This window comes from Neopusillimonas maritima (assembly GCF_003576595.1).
GTDB lineage: Bacteria > Pseudomonadota > Gammaproteobacteria > Burkholderiales > Burkholderiaceae_B > Neopusillimonas > Neopusillimonas maritima.
In genome coordinates, this window is record NZ_NQOU01000007.1 from 26776 (window position 1) to 51004 (window position 24229).

At 53.5% G+C, this 24229-nt stretch carries 22 protein-coding genes; 10 read left to right on the forward strand and 12 right to left on the reverse strand.

Annotation, left to right across the window (positions count from 1 at the left end; all coding sequences use genetic code 11):
- Nucleotides 1-47 precede the first annotated feature (47 nt).
- On the reverse strand, nucleotides 48-458 hold the full coding sequence (locus CJO09_RS14045; protein WP_119442919.1) for a DoxX family protein: 411 nt from the start codon (nucleotides 456-458) through the stop codon (nucleotides 48-50).
- A gap of 184 nt (nucleotides 459-642) precedes the next feature.
- Here CJO09_RS14045 and pyrE point away from each other — a divergent pair, with 184 nt between their 5' ends.
- Nucleotides 643-1317 (forward strand): orotate phosphoribosyltransferase, encoded by a 675-nt coding sequence (gene pyrE / locus CJO09_RS14050; RefSeq protein ID WP_119442920.1) that lies wholly within the window; start codon nucleotides 643-645, stop codon nucleotides 1315-1317.
- 50 nt (nucleotides 1318-1367) lie between these two features.
- On the opposite strand, the gene gatB is transcribed toward pyrE, so the two are convergent.
- The 3 genes from gatB to gatC are packed head-to-tail and all read right to left on the reverse strand — an operon-like array spanning nucleotide 1368 to nucleotide 4677.
- Nucleotides 1368-2822 carry an Asp-tRNA(Asn)/Glu-tRNA(Gln) amidotransferase subunit GatB gene (gene gatB / locus CJO09_RS14055; RefSeq protein WP_119442921.1) on the reverse strand — a complete coding sequence of 485 codons (1455 nt, stop codon included), beginning with the start codon at nucleotides 2820-2822 and terminating at the stop codon, nucleotides 1368-1370.
- On the reverse strand, nucleotides 2822-4345 hold the full coding sequence (gene gatA, locus CJO09_RS14060) for an Asp-tRNA(Asn)/Glu-tRNA(Gln) amidotransferase subunit GatA (RefSeq protein ID WP_119442922.1): 1524 nt from the start codon (nucleotides 4343-4345) through the stop codon (nucleotides 2822-2824). Before gatA ends, gatB begins: the two co-directional genes overlap by 1 nt.
- Nucleotides 4346-4368: 23 nt before the next feature.
- Nucleotides 4369-4677, reverse strand: coding sequence for an Asp-tRNA(Asn)/Glu-tRNA(Gln) amidotransferase subunit GatC (gatC, locus tag CJO09_RS14065; RefSeq protein WP_119442923.1), 309 nt, complete (start codon nucleotides 4675-4677; stop codon nucleotides 4369-4371).
- A 305-nt stretch (nucleotides 4678-4982) separates the two neighbouring features.
- Here gatC and CJO09_RS14070 point away from each other — a divergent pair, with 305 nt between their 5' ends.
- From CJO09_RS14070 to rodA, 5 genes are read left to right on the forward strand one after another with little or no spacing between them, the layout of a single operon-like run.
- Complete coding sequence (locus CJO09_RS14070; RefSeq protein WP_114421406.1) at nucleotides 4983-6026, forward strand: rod shape-determining protein; 1044 nt, start codon at nucleotides 4983-4985, stop codon at nucleotides 6024-6026.
- A gap of 25 nt (nucleotides 6027-6051) precedes the next feature.
- Nucleotides 6052-6915 (forward strand): rod shape-determining protein MreC, encoded by an 864-nt coding sequence (gene mreC / locus CJO09_RS14075; protein ID WP_119442924.1) that lies wholly within the window; start codon nucleotides 6052-6054, stop codon nucleotides 6913-6915.
- Between the two features lie 3 nt (nucleotides 6916-6918).
- A complete protein-coding gene (gene mreD / locus CJO09_RS14080) occupies nucleotides 6919-7479 on the forward strand; it encodes a rod shape-determining protein MreD (protein WP_119442925.1) in 561 nt (186 codons plus the stop codon).
- A 17-nt stretch (nucleotides 7480-7496) separates the two neighbouring features.
- Nucleotides 7497-9371 carry a penicillin-binding protein 2 gene (gene mrdA / locus CJO09_RS14085; RefSeq protein ID WP_119442926.1) on the forward strand — a complete coding sequence of 625 codons (1875 nt, stop codon included), beginning with the start codon at nucleotides 7497-7499 and terminating at the stop codon, nucleotides 9369-9371.
- Nucleotides 9368-10513 (forward strand): rod shape-determining protein RodA, encoded by a 1146-nt coding sequence (rodA, locus tag CJO09_RS14090; protein ID WP_119442927.1) that lies wholly within the window; start codon nucleotides 9368-9370, stop codon nucleotides 10511-10513. Before mrdA ends, rodA begins: the two co-directional genes overlap by 4 nt.
- Here the strand turns inward: rodA and mutY are convergent.
- From mutY to CJO09_RS14105, 3 genes are read right to left on the reverse strand one after another with little or no spacing between them, the layout of a single operon-like run.
- Nucleotides 10510-11619 carry an A/G-specific adenine glycosylase gene (mutY, locus tag CJO09_RS14095; protein WP_119442928.1) on the reverse strand — a complete coding sequence of 370 codons (1110 nt, stop codon included), beginning with the start codon at nucleotides 11617-11619 and terminating at the stop codon, nucleotides 10510-10512. The genes rodA and mutY overlap by 4 nt on opposite strands.
- A 5-nt stretch (nucleotides 11620-11624) precedes the next feature.
- Nucleotides 11625-12533, reverse strand: coding sequence for a cell division protein FtsX (locus CJO09_RS14100; RefSeq protein ID WP_119442929.1), 909 nt, complete (start codon nucleotides 12531-12533; stop codon nucleotides 11625-11627).
- Nucleotides 12530-13201, reverse strand: a complete 672-nt coding sequence (locus tag CJO09_RS14105) for a cell division ATP-binding protein FtsE (RefSeq protein ID WP_119442930.1) — start codon at nucleotides 13199-13201, stop codon at nucleotides 12530-12532. The genes CJO09_RS14100 and CJO09_RS14105 overlap by 4 nt, the downstream gene beginning before the upstream one ends.
- Before the next feature lie 84 nt (nucleotides 13202-13285).
- On the opposite strand from CJO09_RS14105, the gene CJO09_RS14110 reads away from it, so the two are divergent.
- From CJO09_RS14110 to CJO09_RS14120, 3 genes are all read left to right on the forward strand, one after another.
- The gene (locus tag CJO09_RS14110; protein ID WP_119442931.1) at nucleotides 13286-14470 is read left to right on the forward strand and encodes an amino acid ABC transporter permease; all 1185 of its coding nucleotides are present in this window, start codon (nucleotides 13286-13288) and stop codon (nucleotides 14468-14470) included.
- A 2-nt stretch (nucleotides 14471-14472) separates the two neighbouring features.
- Nucleotides 14473-15534 carry an amino acid ABC transporter permease gene (locus tag CJO09_RS14115; protein WP_119442932.1) on the forward strand — a complete coding sequence of 354 codons (1062 nt, stop codon included), beginning with the start codon at nucleotides 14473-14475 and terminating at the stop codon, nucleotides 15532-15534.
- A gap of 101 nt (nucleotides 15535-15635) precedes the next feature.
- Nucleotides 15636-16307, forward strand: coding sequence for a YiaD family glycine zipper/OmpA-like lipoprotein (locus CJO09_RS14120; RefSeq protein ID WP_166132232.1), 672 nt, complete (start codon nucleotides 15636-15638; stop codon nucleotides 16305-16307).
- A gap of 80 nt (nucleotides 16308-16387) precedes the next feature.
- On the opposite strand, the gene CJO09_RS14125 is transcribed toward CJO09_RS14120, so the two are convergent.
- Nucleotides 16388-17839: an aldehyde dehydrogenase gene (locus tag CJO09_RS14125; RefSeq protein WP_119442933.1), complete on the reverse strand. Its 1452-nt coding sequence runs from the start codon at nucleotides 17837-17839 to the stop codon at nucleotides 16388-16390.
- Between the two features lie 136 nt (nucleotides 17840-17975).
- Between CJO09_RS14125 and CJO09_RS14130 the strand changes: the two genes are divergently transcribed.
- On the forward strand, nucleotides 17976-19190 hold the full coding sequence (locus tag CJO09_RS14130; protein ID WP_119442934.1) for an MFS transporter: 1215 nt from the start codon (nucleotides 17976-17978) through the stop codon (nucleotides 19188-19190).
- Here CJO09_RS14130 and CJO09_RS14135 read toward each other — a convergent pair.
- The 4 genes from CJO09_RS14135 to CJO09_RS14150 all read right to left on the reverse strand — a co-directional run bounded on the left by CJO09_RS14135 (nucleotide 19120) and on the right by CJO09_RS14150 (nucleotide 24165).
- Nucleotides 19120-20643 (reverse strand): sensor domain-containing diguanylate cyclase, encoded by a 1524-nt coding sequence (locus tag CJO09_RS14135; RefSeq protein WP_119442935.1) that lies wholly within the window; start codon nucleotides 20641-20643, stop codon nucleotides 19120-19122. The genes CJO09_RS14130 and CJO09_RS14135 overlap by 71 nt on opposite strands.
- 223 nt (nucleotides 20644-20866) lie before the next feature.
- The gene (locus CJO09_RS14140) at nucleotides 20867-22039 is read right to left on the reverse strand and encodes an ABC transporter substrate-binding protein (protein WP_119442936.1); all 1173 of its coding nucleotides are present in this window, start codon (nucleotides 22037-22039) and stop codon (nucleotides 20867-20869) included.
- 129 nt (nucleotides 22040-22168) lie between these two features.
- Nucleotides 22169-23206 carry a 4-hydroxy-2-oxovalerate aldolase gene (gene dmpG, locus CJO09_RS14145; RefSeq protein ID WP_119442937.1) on the reverse strand — a complete coding sequence of 346 codons (1038 nt, stop codon included), beginning with the start codon at nucleotides 23204-23206 and terminating at the stop codon, nucleotides 22169-22171.
- Nucleotides 23206-24165, reverse strand: a complete 960-nt coding sequence (locus tag CJO09_RS14150) for an acetaldehyde dehydrogenase (acetylating) (protein ID WP_119442938.1) — start codon at nucleotides 24163-24165, stop codon at nucleotides 23206-23208. The genes dmpG and CJO09_RS14150 overlap by 1 nt, the downstream gene beginning before the upstream one ends.
- Between the last annotated feature and the right edge of the window lie 64 nt (nucleotides 24166-24229).

Below are 24229 nucleotides of genomic sequence, written 5' to 3' on the forward strand. Positions count from 1 at the left end.
TAAATAAGACAATCATAACGTGCTTGCGGTTCCCGTTACTCAACCACCTAGCTGGTTTTGTCTTTGCGCAGTCCGTCAATACTCCATGTGCCGGGGCCGGCAAAAATAATGTAGAAGAAAATAAAGCTGAACAACACGGCGGCCTCACCTCTGTTGAGCATAGGCAAAAAGAATTGGCCTTGTGTGGCAACGTGGCCGATAAAGTAGGCCGCCGCGCACATGCCGGAGGCAATGAACGCAGAAAAACGGGTGAAAAGACCAATAAAGACAAGGAAGCCGAACACAACTTCGATAATGCCTGCTAACCCAACCAACGACATAATTTGCAAATTGTCGAACATGGGGACGTGTGGAATGCCGAATAGTTTTGCCGAGCCATGCCAGAAAAAGAGGTAGCCGGTGACAATTCTTAGTACCCCCAGGATACGGGGAGCCCAAAGCGTGCAGGTGTTTTCCATATTGATTCCTTATCAGAATGAGTAAAGCGGAGTCAGGCAGTGAAACGACGGCACAAGCAGAGAACCAGCTACCCGGGCTCTGCGCAGTCTGGGTAAGTTTAAAGGAAGATACTGGCTTTTGGCGACATTCACATGTCCGAATGCGTAATAATGTTGTTTTTGATTAATGAAGAAAAGTACAGTTATGTCCCAATCGAACGCGCGTAATGATTTTGTCCGCTTCTCGCTTGAGCAAGGGGTATTGAGGTTCGGCGAGTTTCGCGTCAAATCCGGTCGTATCAGCCCATATTTTTTTAACGCGGGCTTGTTCAACTCAGGCTTTACCGTGGGCCGCCTTGCGGGGTTTTATGCTCAGGCGCTGGTTGATTCCGGTGTGGGTTTCGATATGTTGTTCGGTCCGGCTTACAAAGGGATCCCATTGGCAACCGCAACGGCGGTTGCACTGGCTAATCACCCGGGAATGAACGGCCGCGATGTACCGTTTGCTTTCAATCGTAAAGAGGCAAAAGATCATGGTGAGGGCGGAACCCTGGTGGGTGCGCCCTTGCAGGGCCGTGTTGTTATTATCGACGACGTCATTACGGCGGGGACATCGGTGCGTGAGTCGGTCGACCTGATTCGCGAGGCGGGTGCAGAACCGGCTGCGGTGCTGATTGCGCTGGACCGTATGGAACGGGCCGGACCCGACGACGCGTTGTCGGCGCATTCAGCTGTTCAGGAAGTGTCTCAGCGATACGGCATTCCCGTTGTAAGCATCGCTTCATTAAGCGACATTATGCAACTGCTTGATCAGGATGCAGATTTTGCAGGGCATCGGGAAGCCGTTGCCGCTTACCGGGCCAAATACGGTGTTGTATAGGCCCGGCGCAGGGTTGCTTTGTTAGTTTTCAACTCATCTCAGACGGAACGCTAACCCAGTTTTTCTTTCAGCAGACTATTAACTTGCTGAGGGTTGGCTTTCCCTTTTGCAGCTTTCATGACCTGTCCTACCAGTGAGTTGAACGCCTTTTGCTTACCGGCGCGATATTCGTCGACGATGGCGGGGTTGGCGGCCAGAACGTCGTCGATCATCTTGCCGATGGCGCCGCTGTCGCTAATTTGCTTGAGTCCTTTTGCCTCAATAATGGCATCGGGGTCGGCATCGTTCTTGTCTTCCCACATGGCGGCAAAAACGTCTCGGGCGATTTTGTTTGAAATGGTGCCGTCGATAATGCGATTGATGAGCGCAGATAACCGGGTCGGCTTGACCGATGATTGGTCAATTGAAATTTCGTCGCGGTTTAACGCCGCCGAAACTTCGCCGAGTACCCAGTTGGCGGCCAGCTTTGCCTGGTCGCCCGGCAAACCCGCTGCGGTTTGCTCAAAATAGTCGGCAAGGTCGCGGTTTAGGGTTAACTGGGCGGCGTCGTACGGTGTCAGCCCCAAGGTTTCCTGGAAGCGGCTTTTCTTGGCCTGCGGTAATTCAGGCATGGCCTGTTGTACGCGTTCGACCCAATCTGACGTAATGACCAACGGGGGAAGGTCGGGGTCGGGGAAGTAGCGGTAGTCGTCGGAGTCTTCCTTGCTGCGCATGCTTCGGGTGACGTCTTCATCGGCATCGTAAAGTCGTGTTTCCTGACGGATTGCGCCGCCGTCTTCAATGATTTCAATCTGGCGCTGGGCTTCGTACTGAATGGCACGTTCAAGGAAACGGAAGGAGTTCAGGTTCTTGATCTCGCAACGTGTGCCGAATTCTTCTTGGCCTTTGGGACGAACCGAGACGTTTGCATCGCAACGGAATGAGCCCTCCTGCATGTTGCCGTCGCAAATGCCCAGCCACACCACCAGGCTGTGCAGAGTGCGGGCGTACGCAACGGCTTCCGCTGCCGAACGCATTTCAGGCTCAGACACAATTTCCAGTAAGGGTGTGCCGGCGCGATTTAAATCAATTCCCGAGGCCGGGCGTCCGTTGGCATCGGTATAGTTTTCGTGAAGCGACTTGCCTGCGTCTTCCTCAAGGTGGGCGCGGGTCAGGTTGACGACTTTTTCCTCTTCGCCAAGTTGGAAATACACTTTTCCGCCCTGAACGACCGGGATTTCGAACTGACTTATTTGATAGTTTTTCGGCAGATCGGGGTAAAAATAGTTTTTGCGTGCGAAAACAGAGCGTGGTGCGATATGTGCATCGACGGCCAACCCGAATTGAATGGCGCGCTCAACGGCTCCCCTATTAAGAACCGGCAGGCTGCCCGGCAGGGCCATATCAACTTCGTTGGCCTGGGTGTTGGGCTGCGCCCCATAGCGGGTGCTGCTGTTGGAAAAGATTTTGGATTCGGTAGACAACTGGGCGTGTGTTTCCAGCCCGATAACGATTTCCCATTCCATTATTTTTGATCCGGTTTGCGTTGATGCCAGTCGGTAACGTTCTGGTAGCGGTCGGCAACGGCTAACAGTTGACCTTCGGTGAAATAGTTGCCGATGAGTTGCAGGCCGATGGGCAGTGTGGCGTTTTGCCCTCCGAAGCCGCAGGGGATCGACATGGCGGGCAGGCCCGCCAGGCTGACGCCAAGGGTATAAACATCGGCCAGCCAATCGGCCGTTGGGTCGTCGCGGTTGTCACCTATCTTTTTGGCAACCGAGGGCGTAACCGGCCCCATGATGACGTCGCATTTTTCGGCAAATGCTTGTTGGAAGTCGTCGGTGATCATGCGACGCACCCGTTGCGCCTGCAGATAATAAGCATCGTAATAACCATGGCACAGCACATAGGTACCCACCATGATGCGCCGTTTGACTTCGTCGCCGAACCCTTCGGCGCGGGTACGGCTGGTCATTTCTTCAAGGTTGTTGTAATCGGCTGCGCGAAGCCCGTACCGGACGCCGTCGTAGCGCGACAAATTGCTGGATGCTTCAGCCGGCGCAATAACGTAATAAGAGGGGATGGCTAATTGGGTGCGAGGGAGTGAAATTTCCACGCGTACGGCGCCCAGGCTTTCGTATTGCGCCAGGGCCGTTTCAACGGCCTGCGCCACATCGGGCGCCAGGCTTGCATTGAAGTACTCCTTGGGTACTCCGATGCGTAAACCTTTCAAGGGTTGGGAACCTTGCCCCGAAAAATGTGCTTGTTTTGTGTCGTAGGCCTCACGAACCCGCCCGGGCTGGTTGGCGATTCCGTCGCACGTTTCAAGGCTGGTTGAGTCGCGTTCGTCAAAGCCGCCCATAATATCGAGTATATCGACCAGGTCGTTTGCGCTGCGCGCAATGGGGCCCGCTTGATCGAGACTGGATCCGAAAGCAATCATCCCGAACCTTGACACTGTTCCGTATGTGGGTTTGATACCGCTCACGCCGCATAAAGCCGCAGGTTGGCGCACCGAGCCGCCAGTGTCGGTACCTGTAGTTGCTGGGACAATGCCTGCGGCAACAGCTGCAGCCGACCCTCCTGATGAGCCGCCGGGGACAGACTCCGGATCCCAAGGATTGCGTGTTGCGCCGAAAGCCGAGTTTTCATTACCTGAACCCATTGCGAATTCGTCACAATTGAGCTTGCCGACCGATACGGCCCCCGCGTCGTTCAAACGTTGTACAACGGTGGCGTCGAATGGGCTGGTGTAGTGTTCCAGCATTTTGCTTGCGGCCGTTGTTTTCCACTTTTGGGTAACAAAAATATCTTTGTGAGCAATGGGAATGCCGGTTAAAGGGCCGCCTTTCCCTTGCGCCAGCAATGCGTCAGCGTGTTTGGCCTGTTCGAGCGTGAGTTGATCGTCGATGTGCAGAAAGGCATTCAGATTCGTGTGCTGTTTCGCGAGATTCAAAGAGGCTTGTGCAAGCTCGCACGCGCTGACTTTGCGTTCGCGCAACGCAATGCCAAGTTCTGCAATACCGGAGAATTCGAAATTAGAAGACATAGTGAGGGTGATCAGTATCGGGCTTATTCAATAACTTTAGGTACCAGAAACAGACCTTCTTCGTTGGCCGGGGCGTTGGCCATGAGATGATCGCGCTGGCCCGTTGTTTGGGTTGGGGCGGCGACGTCTTCGCGCAGGCGGGCGTGAATGTCTTGATGCGCCGATAGCGGATGCGCCATAGGCTCGATGCCCGTTGTGTCGACGGCCTGCAGTTGTTCAATGAGGCCCAGAATGCCGTTGAGTTCACTTTCCATACGTGCCTGCTCGGTGTCCGACAGCGCGATGCGGGCGAGCCGTGCCACGCGGGAAACATCGTCTTGTGTAATTGCCATTCAGAGAATCCGCGAAAATCATTAGGTATTGACGCGCCGGGTAGGTAAAAAAGTATGACCCAGCTAGTGAAAACCCGTTACTAAAAATGAATGGGGCATTGAAGCCCCTGTTTAAACTGAATTATAAGTTATGATTTACGGCTAATTCAGTTAATTAAGCCTGCGCGCGCGTGTTAAGCTTGGAAAATTCGGCCTAAAGCCGCAGCTTGCCTAAGCTTGAACGGGCGTTGGCTTGGGCCGTTGCTTCACATAGTAGCGCCAAATTAACCGGCTTTCTCTCAATATCTAGATATTACTGAGCGCACATGTTCGGATTTCTCCGCAGTTATTTTTCCAGTGATATGGCCATCGACCTGGGTACGGCCAATACACTTATTTATGTTCGTGGCAAAGGCATCGTACTCGATGAGCCCTCCGTGGTGGCCATCCGTCACGACGGTTCCCCCAACGGCAAGAAAATTATTCAGGCTGTGGGGCGAGAGGCCAAGCAAATGCTGGGGCGGGTCCCCGGTAATATTGAAGCCATTCGTCCCATGAAAGACGGCGTTATCGCCGACTTTACCGTTACCGAGCAAATGCTCAAACAGTTTATACGCATGGTGCATCCAGGCAGCATGTTTGCGCCGAGTCCGCGCATTATCGTGTGTGTGCCGTGTGGCTCCACTCAGGTTGAGCGCCGCGCTATTCGCGAATCCGCGCTCGGTGCGGGCGCCAGCCAGGTTTATCTCATTGAAGAACCGATGGCGGCTGCTATTGGTGCCGGTCTGGGCGTTTCTGATGCCAGCGGCTCCATGGTCGTCGACATTGGCGGCGGCACGACGGAAGTTGCCGTTATATCGCTGGGTGGCATGGTTTACAAGGGTTCCGTGCGCGTGGGTGGCGACAAATTCGATGAAGCCATCATCAATTACATTCGCCGTAACTATGGCATGCTTATCGGTGAGCCTACTGCTGAATACATCAAGAAGGAAATCGGTTCGGCCTTCCCAGGCGCGGAAATTCGAGAAATTGAGGTCAAAGGCCGTAATCTTTCCGAGGGCGTGCCACGTAGTTTTTCGGTGTCTTCAAACGAAATTCTTGAATCGCTTACCGATCCGTTGAATCAAATCGTTTCAGCAGTGAAAACGGCACTTGAACAAACGCCTCCGGAACTGGGCGCCGATATTACCGAGAAAGGGATTGCCCTTACGGGTGGCGGTGCGCTGTTGCGCGACCTCGACCGTTTGCTGCAGGAAGAAACGGGCTTGCCGGTTATTGTGGCCGACGACCCGCTTACCTGCGTCGTTCGCGGTTGCGGAGAGGCACTGGAACACCTGGAACGTTTGGGTACAGTTTTCATCTACGATTAAGCGCAAGACGGTGCGGCCTTGAACGATGCAGCAGAATGCGACTCTTCGATTATTCAGGCGGGGGCCAACAGCGGAGTTCCGTTTGTTGGTCATTCTGGTGCTATCGCTCGTACTGCTCGTCGTCGATGCCCGTTGGAAGGTGTTTGAGCCTGCCCGGCAGGCAGTGTCAGTTCTGATTTATCCTTTTCAGCGTGCCGCAATGGCCCCTCGGGATTTAATCGAAGGGGTGCGCAGTTGGGCTAACGCGGCAACGGTTGCCAAAGAAGAAAAAGAAGCGCTGCAGCGGCAAAGAATAGAGTTGGCGCAGCTTGCCAGCCATGCTGCGCAGTTGGCGACCGAGAATCAGCAATTGCGTCGTCTATTGAACGTTACCGCACCGGCCGAGCAGCAGTCGGTGGCTGTCGAGGTTCTTTATGAGCCTGCCAATCCTTACAACCGCCATCTGATTTTCAATAAAGGTTCCGACAGCGGCATTGCCCCTGGAATGCCTGTTATTGATGAAGGCGGCGTTGTTGGGCAGGTCGTGCGAGTTACGCCTTTTACGTCGGAGGCGGCATTGATCACTGATGAAAAAGTGTCGGTGCCGGTTCAGGTCGTGCGCAATGGTTTGCGTTTAATCGCCTTTGGCGGGAATCCCGCCGGAAAAATTGAGGCGCGTTACCTGCCCTTGAACGCGGACGTGCGTACAGGCGATACTTTAGTCACGAGCGGTATTGGCGGCCTGTTTCCAGCCGGTTTGGCAGTTGCAAGGGTTGATGAAGTTCGTCGCGATGCGGTAAGCGGGTTCGCGGTGGCGGTGGCAACACCTTTGTCGCATCCTGAGCGATATCGGCATTTTTTAGTGCTCTTGTCGGAGCAGTCCGAACTTTTATCCGAAGTGGAGCCCTAAGCTATGGCACCGCGTGGAACTGGCTCCAAGTCATCGCTATCCGCTCTAACGCCGATCGATACTCGCTCGTTTGGCCGTTCATCCAGCTTACTGTTGGTGTGGGGTTCTATTTTTATAGTGTGGCTTGCTTCGTTGGCGTCCTGGCGGGTGTGGCCCTATGCGCCCGACTTATTGTTATTGGTGCTTTTGTTCTGGTGCCTGAATGAGCCGCGGCGTGTTGGGCTGTTTACCGCTTTTGCCTTTGGTCTGCTTATGGATGTTCATGATGCAGGTCCATTGGGGGGGCACGCCCTTGTTTATGGTTTGGCTGCTTATGGTGTGGTCACACTGGGCCGTCGCCTGCAGCGTTTTAATTCGGTCGTACAGGCCATTCACATCCTGCCCGTTTTGCTGTTGGTGCAAACAATTTACATCATGATCAGTTCCTGGCTGGCAGGGCATTGGCTGGGGTGGTCATGGCTTGTGTCGGCGGTGTTCACTGCAGGCTTGTGGCCGGTTGCCGATATTTTGTTGCATTATTTGCCTCATCGCCTGCATGAAGAGCTTGATGGTGGCAACGCCTAATTTTATTGTCGGCAAGTATGTTCGAATTCAAGAAAACCTCGCACGAACAAAAGCGCAAAGTCTGGTTGCGTTTGTGGGTGGCCGGCATCTTCGTAGTCGTTTGCTTTTTCCTGCTTGTGGGCCGCTTGTGGTATTTGCAGGTTGAGCGTTACGAAGGTTTGGCGGCGCGGGCGGATGAAAACCGTATTGCGGTAGTCCCGATTCCGCCCAGGCGAGGTGAAATTCTGGATCGGAACGGCGCGGTATTGGCCCGTAATTATCGTGATTACACCCTTGAGGTTATACCGGCCGAAGTTTCTGATCTGAAAGCCATGCTGAATACGCTTTCACAATTGGTTTATATCAGCCCAACGAGCCAGAAACGATTTTTACAGCGTGTGAATCAATCGAGTCGATACGCCCGCGTCATGTTGCGTAATAACCTTAATGAAACTGAAGCGGCGTGGTTTGCAGCACATGCGTATAAATTTCCCGGTGTGACGCTGAATGCACGTTGGGTCAGGGAGTATCCGCATGGTTCAAGTGCCGCTCATGTTTTGGGTTACGTGGGTCGCATCTCGGAACAAGACCTGGAGCGTCTTGAGCGTGATGGGCAATTGGGAAATTACCGTGGTACCCATAATATCGGCAAAAAGGGAATTGAAAAAACCTGGGAGCATGTATTGCATGGTCAAACGGGTGTCGAGGAGGTCGAAGTAACGGCAACCGGGCGGCCGGTGAGAACATTGCGGCGAACGGACCCAGTCCCGGGTTCCGATTTAATCCTTTCTCTGGACCTTGGGTTGCAACAGCTTGTTGAAAAAGAATTTCAGGGAAAGCGCGGCGCCCTGGTTGCAATTGAGCCGGAAACCGGTGAGGTGTTGGCTTTTGTGTCTGCACCATCGTTCGACCCTAATTTGTTTATAGACGGCATCGACGTTGACAACTGGCGTATGCTTAACGAGTCGGAAGATCATCCTTTAATTAACCGGCCTTTGTATGGCACTTATCCTATTGGGTCAACTTATAAGCCGTTCGTGGCGTTGGCGGCACTGGAGTTGGGAGTGCGGGACGCTAAAACCAAAATTTATGATCCAGGTTATTTTGAGTTGGGGCGACAGCGTTTTCGCAACGCGGGTTCAATCGCTTATGGTCAAACCGATATGTATCGGGCGTTGGTGAAGTCATCGGATACCTACTTTTACTCTTTGGGCCCCGAGATTGGCGTAAATGCGCTGCATGACTTCAGCAAGCAGTTTGGGTTCGGGCAATACACGGGTATTGACCTGGATGGTGAGCGCCGGGGCATTTTGCCCTCAACCGATTGGAAAGAGAAAGCGTTCCGCAAGCCGGAACAGCAGCGATGGTACGTTGGGGAAACAGTGTCGGTGGCAGTGGGGCAAGGTTACAACTCGTTCACGCTGCTTCAGCTTGCGCAAGCCACCGCGGTATTGGCCAGCAAAGGCGTTTATATGACACCGCATTTGGTGAATCTGGTGCGAAATTCGCAAACAGGCCTGTTGAAGAAAACGGTAACCGAACCCTCTCACGTTGTTGACCTTAAACCCGAAAATATTGAGGTAATTGAAAACGCGCTTGCGGGCGTCGTGAATGAGGGGACCGCTCGAGTGGCATTTGACGGTGCTCCGTATCAGGCGGCGGGGAAAACGGGTACAGCGCAGGTTTTCAGCTTGCGCGGGGCGGAATACAAATCCAGCGAACTTGACGAGCGCTTGCGTGATCACGCGTTGTTTATGGCTTATGCCCCGACAGTCAAACCGCGCATCGCCGTTGCCCTGATCGTGGAAAATGGCGGTTGGGGTTCAACGGTTGCGGCACCGATCGCGCGCAAGGTTTTTGATTATTGGTTAAAGGCCGACACCAATACCACGCTTGCCGAGGTGAGCCCATGAAGCAGTATTTTCGATGGGTTTTGAAGGTTTTAACGGTTTTTGACTGGCCGTTATTGGCCTTGTTGATCTTGATGGCCGGCTTGGGTCTGGTGATCATGCATTCTGCGGTTGGCGGCACCGATTGGCGCTTTGCCAGTCAAGTGCGCAACTATTCTCTGGCGTTTATTGCGCTGTGGTTTGTTGCGGCAGTGCCCCCAAAATATTGGTTAAAACTCTCTCCTGCGCTCTATGTGGTGGGTGTTTTGCTGCTTGTCGCCGTGGAGTTTTTTGGTGAAACCAGTAAAGGGGCCACCCGCTGGCTCGATCTGGGCGTTATCCGCATTCAGCCCTCCGAAATGTTGAAGTTGACCGTGCCAATGATGTTGGCCTGGTACTTTCAGCAGCTCGAAGCCAAACGCATGCGGCTATTGGATCTTCTTGCTGCGATTATTCTGCTGGCTATTCCGTTTGTTTTAATTGTGCGTCAGCCCGATCTGGGTACGGCACTATTAGTGTTGTTGTCGGGTTTTTTCGTTATTTATTTTGCCGGCTTGTCCTTTCGGCTTTTGGTGCCTCTTGGGGTGGTCATGGCCGTAGGCTTGGGCACCATGGTTTATTTTGAAACTGATATTTGCAAACCTGAGGTGGATTGGGTCGTCATGCATGAATATCAGAAGAATCGAGTTTGCACATTGCTTAACCCCAGCTCCGACCCGCTTGGGAAAGGTTTTCACACGATTCAGTCAATGATCGCCATCGGTTCCGGGGGCGTTTATGGTAAAGGGTATATGGAAGGAACCCAGGCACACCTTGATTTTGTTCCCGAGCGTACAACCGATTTCATTTTTGCGGTGTATGCGGAAGAGTTTGGTTTGTATGGCGGGGTCATGCTATTGGTGCTGTTTGCGCTTTTTATTGTGCGCGGGCTATTTATTTCAGCACGCGCAACGACCCAATTCGGCCGTTTGCTTGCGGGTGCGCTGTCAATGACCTTTTTCGTTTATGTTTTTGTGAATATCGGTATGGTCACGGGTATTTTGCCGGTGGTTGGGGTACCCCTGCCGTTTATGAGTTATGGCGGTACGGCCTTATTAACCTTGGGCATCGCGTGCGGCCTATTGATGAGTATTAATCATTACCGTCAGCCGTCTCAGGCACGTTAGGCTTTATTGTTTGAAAGCAGGCTTTGGCGAACACCATGAAGGATTTTTTGCACCGGGGCGGGCAAGCCGGTATCGGCCAGCAGGTTTAGAGGCTGCCAGCAATAGTCGTTGTTGGGTTCTGCCAGCGGTATACGCTTAACTGTCAGCCACCAGGGCGTTATCTGCAATTTGAAGTGCGTGAATGTGTGTTGAAGTGTTGCCATTTTGCTTTGCGCCGAGGGTTTAACGCCCCAATTCACGCAGGCGTTTTCCAGCGCGTCGAATTCGTTGAATTGCGGTAAACACCAGAGTCCGCCCCAAATTCCGGTTTGGGGGCGTTTTTCCAGCAGGACATTGTCATTGTGTAGCAATATCAGCATATGACATTCCCGCTGCGGCACAAGTTTACGTGGTCGCGCCGAGGGCAACGCTTTCTGGGCATTATTAAGGTTGGCGTAGCACGAGGTGGTTAAAGGGCAGTGCGTGCAATCGGGTTTTGTTCGCGTACACCGCGTTGCTCCCAAATCCATTAAACCCTGGGTATACGAGATCATATCGAGATCCCGGGGGCCATGATCAAGAATGGCTTGTGCAATAGACCAAAGCTCTGTTTCAACTGCTTTCGTGCCGGTATAGCCAAATACGCCGAAAAACCGGGTAAAGACGCGCTTTACATTACCATCCAGAATGGGGGCACGCCCCCCAAATGAAAATGCTGCAATGGCTGCGGCGGTAGAGCGCCCAATACCCGGTAGTGTTGCGATTTGCTCTGGTGTTTCCGGGAATTTTCCGCCCCATTGTTCCATGACGGTTTGCGCGCAGCGGTGAAGATTACGAGCCCGAGCGTAGTAACCCAAGCCGGCCCAGTATGCCAGTACGTCTGCCTGGGACGCCCGAGCCAAATCGGCTAACGTTGGGAATCGCTTCAGGAAGCGGTGATAGTAGTCGATTACCGTGCCAACCTGCGTTTGCTGCAGCATAATCTCCGATAGCCAAATACGGTAAGGGTCCCGGGTGTTTTGCCAGGGCAGATGATGGCGTCCTTCTGATTTTTGCCAGTTCGATACAGCTTGGGCGAAGGTCTCGACACCTACTTTGGGTGGCGGCGTACTTGTAGCAGTGGTCATACCGGTTAAAAGCGGGTATTTCGGGTAACAGACCAACGCGCCGATAAGGCTGCCAAAACAGCAACGGTGAATATGGCCAGCAACAGATGGTGTGTGTTAGGCAGGCTAAGCGCCAGTTGGGCGTTGTAAGTACCGGCTAACGTTGCCAGATTTTCGTTCATTGGAACCAGTGCCAGTTTTGCGAAAATAATGGCGGCAACGCTTGCGATAACACCTGTAAGGGCACCCAGATAAAGAAATGGGCGTCGAACAAACGACTCTGTTGCACCAACAAGGCGGGCGACAGCGATTTCTTCCCGCTGGCTCAAAGCTTGCATACGTACTGTGTTGAACACGGTGGCTAAAACAACCAGCACGACACCTGCGGCCATTAAACCCAGGCCAACCCGAAGAAACGCCAGGATGGCCGCCAGCCGTTGGACCCAGGCGGCGTCGTGTTGCACGGTGCCAACGCCGTCCAGATTTTTCCAAAGGTTTGTCAGGGCGGCCACGCGCTCAGGTAAATCTTCGGTTTCCTTAAGCGTGATGACGACTGCGTGGGGAAGGGGATTATCGGGAAGTACGGCCAGCGCATCCGACCACGCCGGATTGCCCTTCAGGTTGTTCATGGCCTGGTCCCTGGGAATAACGCGTACATTTGCAACGTCGGCTTCATGCTCGTTGCGAATTCGGGTAGCGATGCTTTGCGCCTTTTCCTGATCGTGCGAGAGATCGATAAACAAGGTAATTTCAGGCGTGATGGAAACTTGTTTGACAACCGGTTGCGCGGCGACCAGAAAAGCGGTGCCGATGATGGGTAGCGTTAAGGTCAGGGCAATAACCAGCAAGTTCGCCAATGATGAAAATGGATTCGACAGCAGGCGTCGAAAGGCGATTGCTAACGCATAACGGTGATGGCGTATCCAGCGTCTCATGCCTGCACCCCGCGTAAATCAGTGAAGCGGCCAGGGAGTATTTGCAGCGTGCGTGAAGCGTAAGTGGCCATTAGAGAGGTGTCGTGAGAGGCGATTAGCGTGGTGACACCCACCCGGTTGAAGTCGCGAAACACATCCATGATGCGTCGGGCGCTTTCGTGGTCCAGGTTGGCGGTAGGCTCATCGGCAATCAGAATGGCGGGGCGATTCACAATGGCGCGTGCAATCGCCAGGCGCTGTTGTTCGCCGCCCGACATTTCAACGGGGTTCAAGTCTTCTTTACCCGCCAAACCCACCTTATCGAGTGCAGCCCGGGCTCGGGTAATGGCTTGAGACCGTTCGAGCCCGACAACGGTAAGGGGTAACAGCACGTTTTCAAAAGCGCTGCGGTCAAACAGCAGATGGGTGTCTTGCAAAATCACACCTACGGCCCGGCGCAAATAGGGTCTTGCGCGACCCGGCATTTTATCAATGCGGTTCTTGTTCACCGTAATACTGCCGCGGCTGGGGGGTTCAAGCCCACCAATGAGCTTCAGCAGCGTGGATTTCCCGGCACCCGACGGGCCTGAAACAAAAACGAATTCCCCCGCTTCAATACGGAAGTTGATGTCGGCCAGAATGTTTCGGCTCCGGCCATAGGATTTGAAAACGTGTTGAAACTCAATCATGTTGACCGTTGGCTATAGAAATCGCTCATAGGCGGATATGATATCGTGCCTTCGATACTTTATCCTGTTAATGCGTCAATCTCTATGACTTTTCCTGCAAATCGACGCTCTTCCCATTTTGCCCGCTGGTCGTGGCGCAACGCCAGGGTGCGAGCCTGGATATACCAGTTGGCCATGTTGCTGGGTATTGGTTTGCTGGTTTATTGGTTGGTCGATAACACGCTGGTTAATTTGGCTGCCCGCAACATTTCAACCGGGTTCGGCTTTCTGGAGCGGGAGGCGGGTTTCGCAATCAGCGAGAGCCCGGTCGCTTATCGTCCTGCCGACTCTTACGCCCGTGCTTTATGGGTTGGCATTCTGAATACGTTGAAAGTCGCGGCCCTTGGGGTGATTTTGGCAACTTTGCTGGGTAGCCTGATCGGCATTGCACGCTTGTCGGGCAATCGGCTGTTGGCTGCAGTGGCAACGGCCTATATTGAAGTGATGCGTAATATCCCCTTGTTATTGCAGTTGTTTTTCTGGTACGCCCTTATTACGCAAAGCTTGCCTTCACCCCGGCTTGCACTGGAGCCGGTGTCGGGTGTGTTTTTATCTAACCGGGGTTTAACTGTTCCGTGGCTGTTGGGGGTGAATGGTTCAGTTTTCTGGCTGGCATTGTTTGTGGTCGTATTGTATTTAATTGTTGCAGCGCGTTTAGGCCGCAAAGCAAAAACAGGCCGCCATCCGGGCAAGGCACTGACACTGATTGGTATGGTGTTTTTTCTGGCGGTTGCATTCGCAGCCACGATTGCATTCTCGCCAGGGCTTCACGTAAGCGTGCCCGAGCTGAAAGGCTTTAACTTTGCCGGAGGTGCAACATTAAGCCCGGAGTTCACCGCTCTGTTGCTGGGGCTGGTGCTGTATACCGCAGCTTTTGTTGCTGAGGTGGTGCGGTCTGGTATTCAGTCGGTGGGGGCGGGGCAGTGGCAGGCTGGTCGTGCCCTGGGATTACAAGATAGCCAGGTGTTGCGCCGGATTATTATTCCCCAGGCGTTACGGGTAATTGTGCCGCCAATGACAAGTCAATATTTGAACCTGACCAAAAACAGCTCTCTGGCTGTTGCAATCGGCTATCCCGATATTGTCTCAATTGCCAATACAACACTGAATCAAACGGGTCAGGCAATTGAAGGCGTTTTGATTATTATGGCCGCCTATTTAACAGTCAGCTTGTCGATATCGGCCGTCATGAATTTGTATAACCGGCGTATTGCCCTAAAGGAGCGGTAAGAATGACAGCCGCCTCAATACACGTTGGTCAGCGCCCGGTACGCTGGTATCACACATTGGTAAATACGCCGTTCAACGCTTTGGTTACGGTGGTTCTTGTCGGGCTGTTGGCTGCGACATTGCCGGCCGCAGTGGAGTGGCTGTTTTTGTCTGCCCGGTTTGGAGGCGACAGCCCGCAAGCCTGTGCGCAAGTGGCCGGTGCCTGCTGGACGTTTATTGTCCAGAAGCATCGAGTTATCTTGTTTGGCTTGTACCCGTATGCAGAACAGTGGCGTCCTTTGCTGGCGTGTGTGGTGCTTATCGGTATTGTCGTACTCAGTTGCCGGCGTCGCTTCTGGCGGCCGGCCCTGGCTATTTATTGGTTGGGGGCGTTGGCGCTGGTGGGTGTTCTCATGTGGGGCGGGGTTCTGGGGCTTTCTTTTGTTGAAACCCGCCTGTGGGGCGGCTTGCCCCTTACCTTGATTCTGGCCACCGTGGGGGTGGGTCTGGCGTTTCCACTTGGCGTGTTGCTGGCATTGGGTCGACGCTCCGACTTGCCTGCAGTACGGTCGGTGTGTGTGATTTATATCGAGTTGATTCGTGGTGTGCCGCTGATCAGTTTGTTGTTTATGGCTTCGGTAATGCTACCGTTGTTTCTGCCCGAAGGCCTTAACATTAACAAGTTGTTGCGCGCTCAAATTGCCATTGTTTTGTTCGTGGCTGCCTATATTGCTGAAACTGTTCGTGGTGGCTTACAGGCGATTCCCAAAGGGCAGTACGAAGGGGCCGACTCATTGGGCCTGGGCTACTGGCAAAAAACGCTTTTTATTGTGCTGCCCCAGGCGCTTAGGGCCATTGTCGGGCCGCTGGTAGGTATTTTTATTTCTGTACTGAAAGATACGTCTTTGGTGGTTGTTATTGGCGTTTTCGATCTCATGCAAGCGACCAAGGCGGCTTTGGCCGATGCGCAATGGCAAGGGTTTAGCACCGAAGCTTACTTGTTCATTGGGGCTATTTATTTTGTTTTGTGTTTTTCCATTTCCCGGTATAGCCAGTCGCTTGAAAGACAATGGCGTCAAGGCTGAATAAATTCGTAACATTTAAGCCCGTACGCAACTGATAGGATAGATAGCGCACTTAGGGTTCGTTATGGTTCTGGAACCCGTAACCCAAGAAGGAGAAGAATATGAACACTTTAGTTAACAAGCGCGTTGCGATTAGCGTAGTTGCCTTGGCAATGATGGGCGGTTGTGCCACGGTGGACCGAACAATGGGCGGTATGAGCCAAGGGGGTCGCACAGCAGCCGGTGCCGGCGCAGGTGCAGCCGTAGGCGCCGGGCTTGGCGCATTAATAGGCGATAGCAGTGAGGCCGCATTAATCGGCGCCGGGATCGGTGCCGTTGCCGGCAGCATCATGGGCTATAACTGGTCGGGCATCAAGAATGATGTTGAGCAATCCGGCGCTCGCGATTTAGGGGTGGCTGTTGTTGAAATGCCCGACGGAACGCTTAAAGTTCACATTCCAAGCAATGTGTCGTTTGACACAGGGAAGTCTGATCTGAAAGCCGGTTTGCTACCTGTGCTTGACAGTGTGTCACGGGCGCTTGCCCAGCATCCCGAGTTGCGTGCCAAGGCTATTGGCTACACCGACAGCACCGGCCCGGCTGAGCTGAACCAGCGCTTGTCGTTAAGCCGTGCTGAAGCCGTTACAAACTATATTGCCCGACAGGGTATTTCCATGGGACGTTTAACTGCTGAAGGGCGTGCTTCCGCCAACCCCATTGGTGATAACAGTACCGAGCAGGGCCGCGCGCTGAACCGTCGTGTTGAGCTGTTCTTGTACGCTGTTAAACAATAATTTTTTAAGCATTGAATGCAAAAAACCCGTCGTACCATTTTGGACGACGGGTTTTTTGTAACAATTTAATGCGCTGCTTATTAGAACGGATAGTGGCGGGGGGTGGTTTGAATCGACATCCAGCGTAGTTCGGTGAAGGCCTCAATGCCGGCACGCCCGCCGAAGCGGCCGAAACCGCTGTCTTTTACGCCGCCAAACGGCATTTGTGCCTCATCGTGAACTGTGGGGCCGTTAATGTGGCAAATGCCTGATTCAATACGCGAAGCAACTTGCCATGCCCGCCCGATATCTTTTCCGAATACCGCCGCTGACAGGCCGTAGTCGTTGTCATTCGCCACTTGAATCGCTTCTTCAACCCCGTTAACACGGACAATGGCCTTTACCGGCGCAAAGGTTTCCTCGCTGTAGATTTTCATTTCCGGCGTAACGTGGTCGATCAGTGTGGCGGGCATTAAGGTGTTTTCAGCCTTGCCGCCGCAAAGTAGCTTGGCGCCTTTTTCCAACGCGTCGTCGATGAGCGCATTGCAACGTTCAACCGTCGACATATCGACCACCGAACCCAGGACAACCGGGCCTTCGCGCGGATCACCCAGCGGCAGGTTGCGCGCCTTTTCGGTGAGTGCGGGAATAAACGCGTCGGCGATTTTATTGTCGACAATAATGCGTTCCGTTGACATGCAGATTTGGCCGGAATTTGCGAACGCGCCAAAAGCGGTTCCGTTAACGGCTTCTTCGATGTTTGCATCGTCGAGAACGACCAGCGGTGCTTTGCCGCCCAGTTCCAAAATAGAAGGTTTCAGATATTTCGCGCAGACCGAGGCGATGATTCTGCCAACCCGTGTGGAACCGGTGAAATTGACGCGCCGAACGGCAGGGTGAGCGATCATGGCCTCAACAATAGGGCCCGCATCGGCTGGGTCGTTGGTGATGAAATTCACTACCCCGTTAGGCAAGCCGGCTTCCTGAAGTGATTCGATAATCAGGCTGTGGGTGGCCGGACATACTTCCGACCCTTTCATTACAACGGTATTGCCGCAGGCCAGGGGAACGGCAACGGCCCGGGTGCCCAGGATGATGGGCGCATTCCAGGGCGCCATGCCCAACACCACGCCTGCAGGCTGCCGAACACCCATTGCCAGGCTGCCGGGAACATCGGACGGGATGAGGTCGCCGTTTATTTGTGTGGTAAGCGATGCGGCTTCGCGAAGCATATTGGCTGCCAGGTGCGCATTGAAGCCGGCCCACATGGCGGCCGACCCGGTTTCGCCGGCCATGGCTTTGATAAAGTCGTCGGTTTTTGCGTCAAGGGCATCGGCTGCTTTCAACAACAGGCCACGTCGCTCTGTCGGGCCTTTCGCGGCCCATTCGGGGAAAGCCCGGGAGGCGGCTTCAACAGCTTCGATGGCGTCTTCGACGGTTGCGGCCGGGGCGGTGGTTGCGACTTTGCCGTCAAGCGGGTTCTTTCGCTGGAAAGTTTTACCATTGCTGGCTTGCTTTTGTTGCCCGTTAATAAGCATCGAAATAGTTGACATAGCTTGACTCCAGGTTTGTTACAAAATTCGGAATAAACACGAGTGCGTCTTAATTTTCCATTATGAGCCTTTTTGGCGCTAGGGAAAAGTAAGTGGACTTACTATAATCGGTGCAACGATTGTTGCGGAATGTTATATGACTGTTGGGATGGAGTTGTTAAAACGCTGGGGGGGCTTTGTTGGGGTTACCGTACTGGTTTGCTTATGTTTTGCAACCAGCTCTTTGCCGACACCGCTGTATCCCATATACGAACGAGCCTGGCAAATTCCACCCAGCTCCTTAAGTTACATTTTTACGTCCTATATGGTGGCTGTTTTCGCCACCTTGCTTTGTTTTGGACGGGTGTCGGATACTTTCGGGCGCTTCAAAGTCATTGTGGCTTCGGTATTAATGCTGATGTTGGGGTTGGGGCTGTCGATGGTGGCGCAAGGCGTGGCAACCTTAATTCTGGCTCGCGCCATTATTGGTTTCGGAAATGGCATTCTTGCCACCACGGCTGCCCTGGCGATGGGTGAGGCGCATCCTCAGCAAGACCGCCGCAAAGCGGCTGTCGTCACTTCCAGTGCCATTACGGTTAGCTTTGGAGCAGGGCCGGTGATTGGCGGGGTCATCGCCCAATGGAATGTTTACCCACTGGTATTGCCTTATGTGTTCATTTTGGCCTTCGCCGTCCTGACATTACTGTTAATTATTGCTTCTCGACATCAGTTGCAGGGGCCGGTCGGTGCTCGTGCACCTTTGTCCATCGTGCCCAAAATGGCGCTGCCGGTTGTAGGTAATCGACCGCCATTCCTCTTGGGATGTGCCGGGGGGTTCTTTACTTTTGGTGTCGGCTGCCTGTTTGCATCGCTTGTGCCCTCGGTCTTGCCGGAGCTGAATTTGCCGTGGCAGGGGCCGATTGTGGTGGGCGTGGCGTTTATTTTCATGGCCATTGCGTCTACATTGGTTCAAACCACGCAAACGCAGTTGCCCCCTTTCAAGGGGCTGATGTTCGGTATGGGTGCTTTTGGCCTGAGCGTTGTGTTTCTGGCTGCGGGTATGTACACCCACAGTGTGGCAATTTTGATTATTGCCATGGTTTGTTTCGGTATTGGCCAGGGGTTTGGCTTTATGTATGCCTCAATGATTGCCAGTCTGCACGCTGATGAGCATCGTCGGGCGGCTAATATGTCAACTTTTTTCCTGTCGGCTTATACCGGTGCGACGGTGCCCATTATTGGCGTGGGAATATTGGCCGATCATGTAGGTCTGAGCACCGCTATTTATACGTTTTGTTTTATTACGACTGTCGTTCTGGGCTGTTTATCAGCGTACTCTGCCTGGATGCATCGTCATCGGAAGATTGCATAGCATAGAATTTCCGTTTTTCTTCGTACATTAAATGATCCGCTTCGCGAAGCGCATCTTCCAGGCGTTCGCCTTCTTCGCAAACCGACCAGCCTGCAGCAAGCTGAAGGAACGGGCCGTTGTAGAACTGGTTGTTCAGGTCGGTGAGTTTTTTCAGGTTGGCCAGCAGGTTTGTACGAGCTTCATCGGTTGCGCCGGGCATGAAAACCGCGAACTCGTCGCCCCCTATGCGCATGGCAGTGACCCCTTTGCTGTTCAGTTGGCCCAGAATTTCGCCTGCGCGCCGAAGCAGGTCGTCGCCGGCTGCGTGGCCCAGGGTGTCGTTAATGGTTTTCAGGTTATTAATATCGATAATGATAACCGTGACAGGGAACGGGCCTTTGCGATCGAGGCGGCTGATTTCATCAACATAGAATGAACGGTTCTTTAGTTTTGTCAGTACATCGTGTTTGCCCAGATACTCCAGATAGGCTTCGGCTTTCTTGCGTGCGGTAATGTCAGTCAGGGCCAGAAGCACCAAATCCCAATGCTTTTCATGGCCGTTGAACACTGAAAACTGCAGATGGATATTAAGCGGGTTGCCGTCCAGCTCGTAATTCAGCACCTCCCGCTGCATGAACAGCTTACCGTCCCACAGGTCGATAAGTTGTTCGCGAAAATGGTCCCGCATGTCGTCGCGGAACACTTCGGGCAGCCGGGTGAGCAGGTCTTGTTTGTTTTTGGCTTTAAACATGTCAATGGTGTATTGATTGACATCCAGCACTTTGATTTCCGACATGCATTGCTCGACGAAGTCGGGGTGAACGTCGGTAAACGTTCTAAAGTCGGTAATTCCGCGTTCACGCACCTCTTCCAGCAAGATCTTGATGCGATGAAAATCCTCAACCCACAGTGACACGGGGGCGTATTCGAAAATACCCCGTGCATATTGTTCGCTTGCCAACACACGTCGGTGAGCGTTTTCAAGCTCTGTAATGTTGTCGAGCGACACCAGTACGCGATCCCAGCGCTTTTTGTGGTCCGGCAAAATAACGGCACGGATCAGAACGTCGAGCCTCTCGCCGTTTAATGTGTAATTAACGCTTTTGCTCTCGAAGCGATCGTTGCCCCCCCAGAGCTGCTCCAGCTCTTCAATGTGTGCCTCCAGCATGTCATCACGCAATACCTCACTCAGCCGAGAGGAAAGTTCGTCGAACGAGGCGGCATTAAACATATCGAGCGTTTTGCGATTGACATGTAATACCCTGATGCACGCAGAACATTGGGCAACACGAGTTACATCTTCTGCCAAATAGTCGCGTAAATCGGTGATACCTTGCGAACGCCAATTTTCAAACAGCTCGTAGAGCTGGCTATAGTCTTCAAGCCATAAAGAGTTCGGCATGATTTCGAAGAATTCGGGCAGGCTGGTGCCCCATGTTTCTGGTTGGCTGTCTGAAAGATTGCCCAGTTGCATAGAGTGAAGTCCGGTGAATTGGGTGAAAACGCATGCTGAAGCTGTAATGGTGATGCTGATTTTAATGAATTTGCGTGAGCTGCGCGCTCACAGTATTGAAAATATAAAATTTATAATTTTATGAAGGCCTAAAAGAAAAGCCCCTTCAGTTCAGAAGGGGCTTAGAGAGCGTTTTACAACAATTTGAGTGCGTTGGTTTTTTATCTAACTGTTGATATATTGCTTAAACGCCTGGGTCTTTGAACATTTCCACGACGTCGAATTCAACGTTATAACGTTCGCCGTTATCCAGTTTCTTGGCTTCACGAATGTAGATGTTCTGAACGATGTCGCGTGTTTCAGGGTCGATACGGATCGGGCCACGAGGGCTTTCCCACTCCATTCCTTTCATAGCGGCCAGTAGTTCGTCGCCCGTGGCATCTGGACCGGCTTTCTTCAACGCTTCGTAAATAAGGTGCATGCCGTCGTAGGCACCTACACCCATGAAGCTGGCACGCATCCCGTCGTTGGCCTCGGCGAACGCTTTTACAAATTCCTTGTTTGTTTCGGAATCGTGAGCGGCTGAGTAGTGGTGGGAAGTGATAATACCCAGCACTTCATCACCCATTGAAGGCATCAGGTCGTCTTCCACCATGTCGCCGGTACCGATCAGATTGATACCTTCTGCAGCGAGATTACGTTCCTTGAACTGCTTCAACACTGCGGTACCTTGGCCGGAAGGAACAAACACGAAAAGTGCATCGGGTTTCAAGTCGCGAACGCGCTGAAGGAACGCCGAAAAGTCGGGGTTTGCCATGGGGCTGCGGATGCTTTCCAGCACTTTCCCGCCTTTTTCCGTAAAGGTTTTCACGAAGACTTTTTCAGCGTCGTGACCTGGGCCGTAGTCGGCTACCAGCGTAACAGCGGTATCGATTTTGACGTCTTTGTTGTCACGTGCCCAGGCTGCGATAGGCGCAGTTGTTTGCGGCAGTGTCATGGAGGTACGCACGATGTAGGGCGACTTCTGAACAATTGATGAGGTGCCGGCTGCCGTGACCACCATGGGAACTTTAGCCTGGGTGGCAATGGGTGCAGCGGCAAATGCCAGCGGTGTGAGGCCAAAGCCGGCCAGCACATTTACCTTATCCTGCACGACCAGTTCCTGGGCAATACGTTTGGTTGTTTCAGGCTGAACGCCGCCGTCGTCTTTAATGATGAGTTCAACTTTGCGCCCGGCTACTTCATCGCCATGCTGCTGCATGTAAAGTTTGGCGCCGGCAACGGCTTGTTTACCAGTAGAGGCAAATGGGCCTGTCATGGGGATAATGAAGCCGATTTTGAACGGTTCTGCAGCGTGCGCGACTGCAGCGGTTGCAAAGCAGGCCGCTGCAAGCGCAATTTTGGCGAATTTTCTCATTAGTCGTCTCCTGAGAATTTTGGTTATGAGTCTAATACCGTTAAGGCATGCCCACCTAAAGCAAAAAGGGTTCCAAGCAGGCAATAACTGTTCAGAACCCTGTCAGATTAAGTGTGCTGAATGTTACGGTTATTGATTGTTGCTCATTTGTTCCTGGCTTGCAAGTAGGTCAAGTGCTACGTCGACAATCATGTCTTCCTGGCCGCCCACCATTTTGCGTCTGCCCAGTTCAACCAGGATATCCACCGTTTTCAGGTTGTATTTGGCCGCAGCTGCTTCCGCATGGCGCAGGAAGCTGGAATAAACCCCGGCGTACCCGAGCGCAAGCGTTTCGCGGTCGACCCGAACCGGGCGGTCTTGCAGCGGCCGCACCAGGTCGTCGGCCGCGTCCATAAGCTTGTAAAGGTCGCAACCGTGATTCCAGCCCAGCCGTTCGGCTGCGGCAATGAAGACCTCCAACGGCGCATTGCCCGCACCGGCACCCATACCCGCCAGGCTGGCGTCGATGCGATCACAACCTTCTTCCACCGCTACGATGGAATTCGCCACACCCAGGCTAAGGTTGTGGTGGGCGTGAATACCGGTTTCGGTTTCGGGCTTTAGAACGTCTTTCAGCGCACGGAAACGGTCGCGCACGTCGTTCATGGTGAGCGCACCGCCTGAGTCGACCACATAAATGCAACTGGCGCCGTAGCTTTCCATAAGCTTGGCTTGCTCGGCCAACTGGGCCGGTTGAATCATGTGGCTCATCATCAGGAAGCCCACTGCGTCCATACCCAGTTCATTGGCATAGTCGATATGTTGGCGGGACACATCGGCTTCCGTGCAATGTGTGGCAACACGGACTACGCGCGCGCCTGCATCGTAGGCGCGGCGCAGGTCGTGCATGGTGCCGATACCCGGCAGCAGCAGGGTGGCAATTTTGGTGTTGGTAACCGATTCGGCAGCCGCCGTAATCCATTCCACATCGCTGTGTGCCCCAAAGCCGTAGTTGAAGCTGGAGCCTTCCAGGCCGTCGCCGTGCGCCACTTCAATGCTGTACACCCCGGCTTCATCAAGTGCCTTGGCAATGGCGCGAACGTTATCGACACTGTATTGATGCCGAATCGCATGGCTGCCGTCACGCAGGGTTACGTCGGAGATATAGAGTTTCTTTTGCGTATCCATTACACCACTTCCTTTTGTGTTCTTGACATGCCTGCCTCAAGGCGACGGCGCGCCATCATGTCGCCGCAAGCCAGCGCGGCGGAAGTCATGATGTCGAGGTTGCCGGCATAGGCGGGCAGATAATGTGCCGCCCCTTCCACTTCCAGGTAGACGGCAATTTTCAGACCGTGGCGTGGGCCGATGCCCGGTACGTTCATGGGGGCCGATTCATCGATGACGTCGAACTGCACTTTCTGCTTCAGGCGATAGCCCGGTACGTACGACTGCACCTTGGCTACCATTCTTTCGATGCTTTCTTCCACTTTTTTCTGGTCGGCGGGCTCCGACAGGACGAACACGGTGTCGCGCATAATCAGCGGCGGTTCGGCCGGGTTCAGAATAATAATGGCCTTGCCCCGTTCGGCACCGCCCAGTTTTTCGATGGCGTCGCGCGTGGTTTCGGTAAACTCATCGATGTTGGCACGGGTACCCGGCCCGGCCGATTTGCTGGAAATCGAGGCGACGATTTCCGCATAGTGCACTTTGGCCACTTGCGACACGGCTCCCACAATGGGAATGGTGGCCTGGCCACCGCACGTGACCATGTTCATGTTGGTGGCGTTCTCCGCTTCCAGGTTCAACGCAGGAATAACGAACGGGCCAATGGCGGCCGGGGTTAGGTCGATAACCTGCACACCGTGTTTTTGCAGTACCTCGTTATGATGTGCGTGGGCGCCGGCCGATGTGGCGTCGAACACCACATCGATTTCCTTGAAAACATCCATTTTCACCAGGCCGTCGATGCCTTCTGCGGTCGTGGCTACACCCATGCGCTCAGCGCGGGCCAGGCCGTCGGATTTGGGGTCGATCCCTACCATGGCACCCATTTCAAGGGTTTTGCTGTTGCGCATGATCTTGATCATGAGGTCGGTGCCGATATTGCCTGAACCAATAATGGCGGCTTTTACTTTCTGTGTCATTGTGTGCTCCTGCAGGAGTCATAAAAACGAGTCAAGGGCCGGTGCGGCGTTGTGTCGCTCCGGC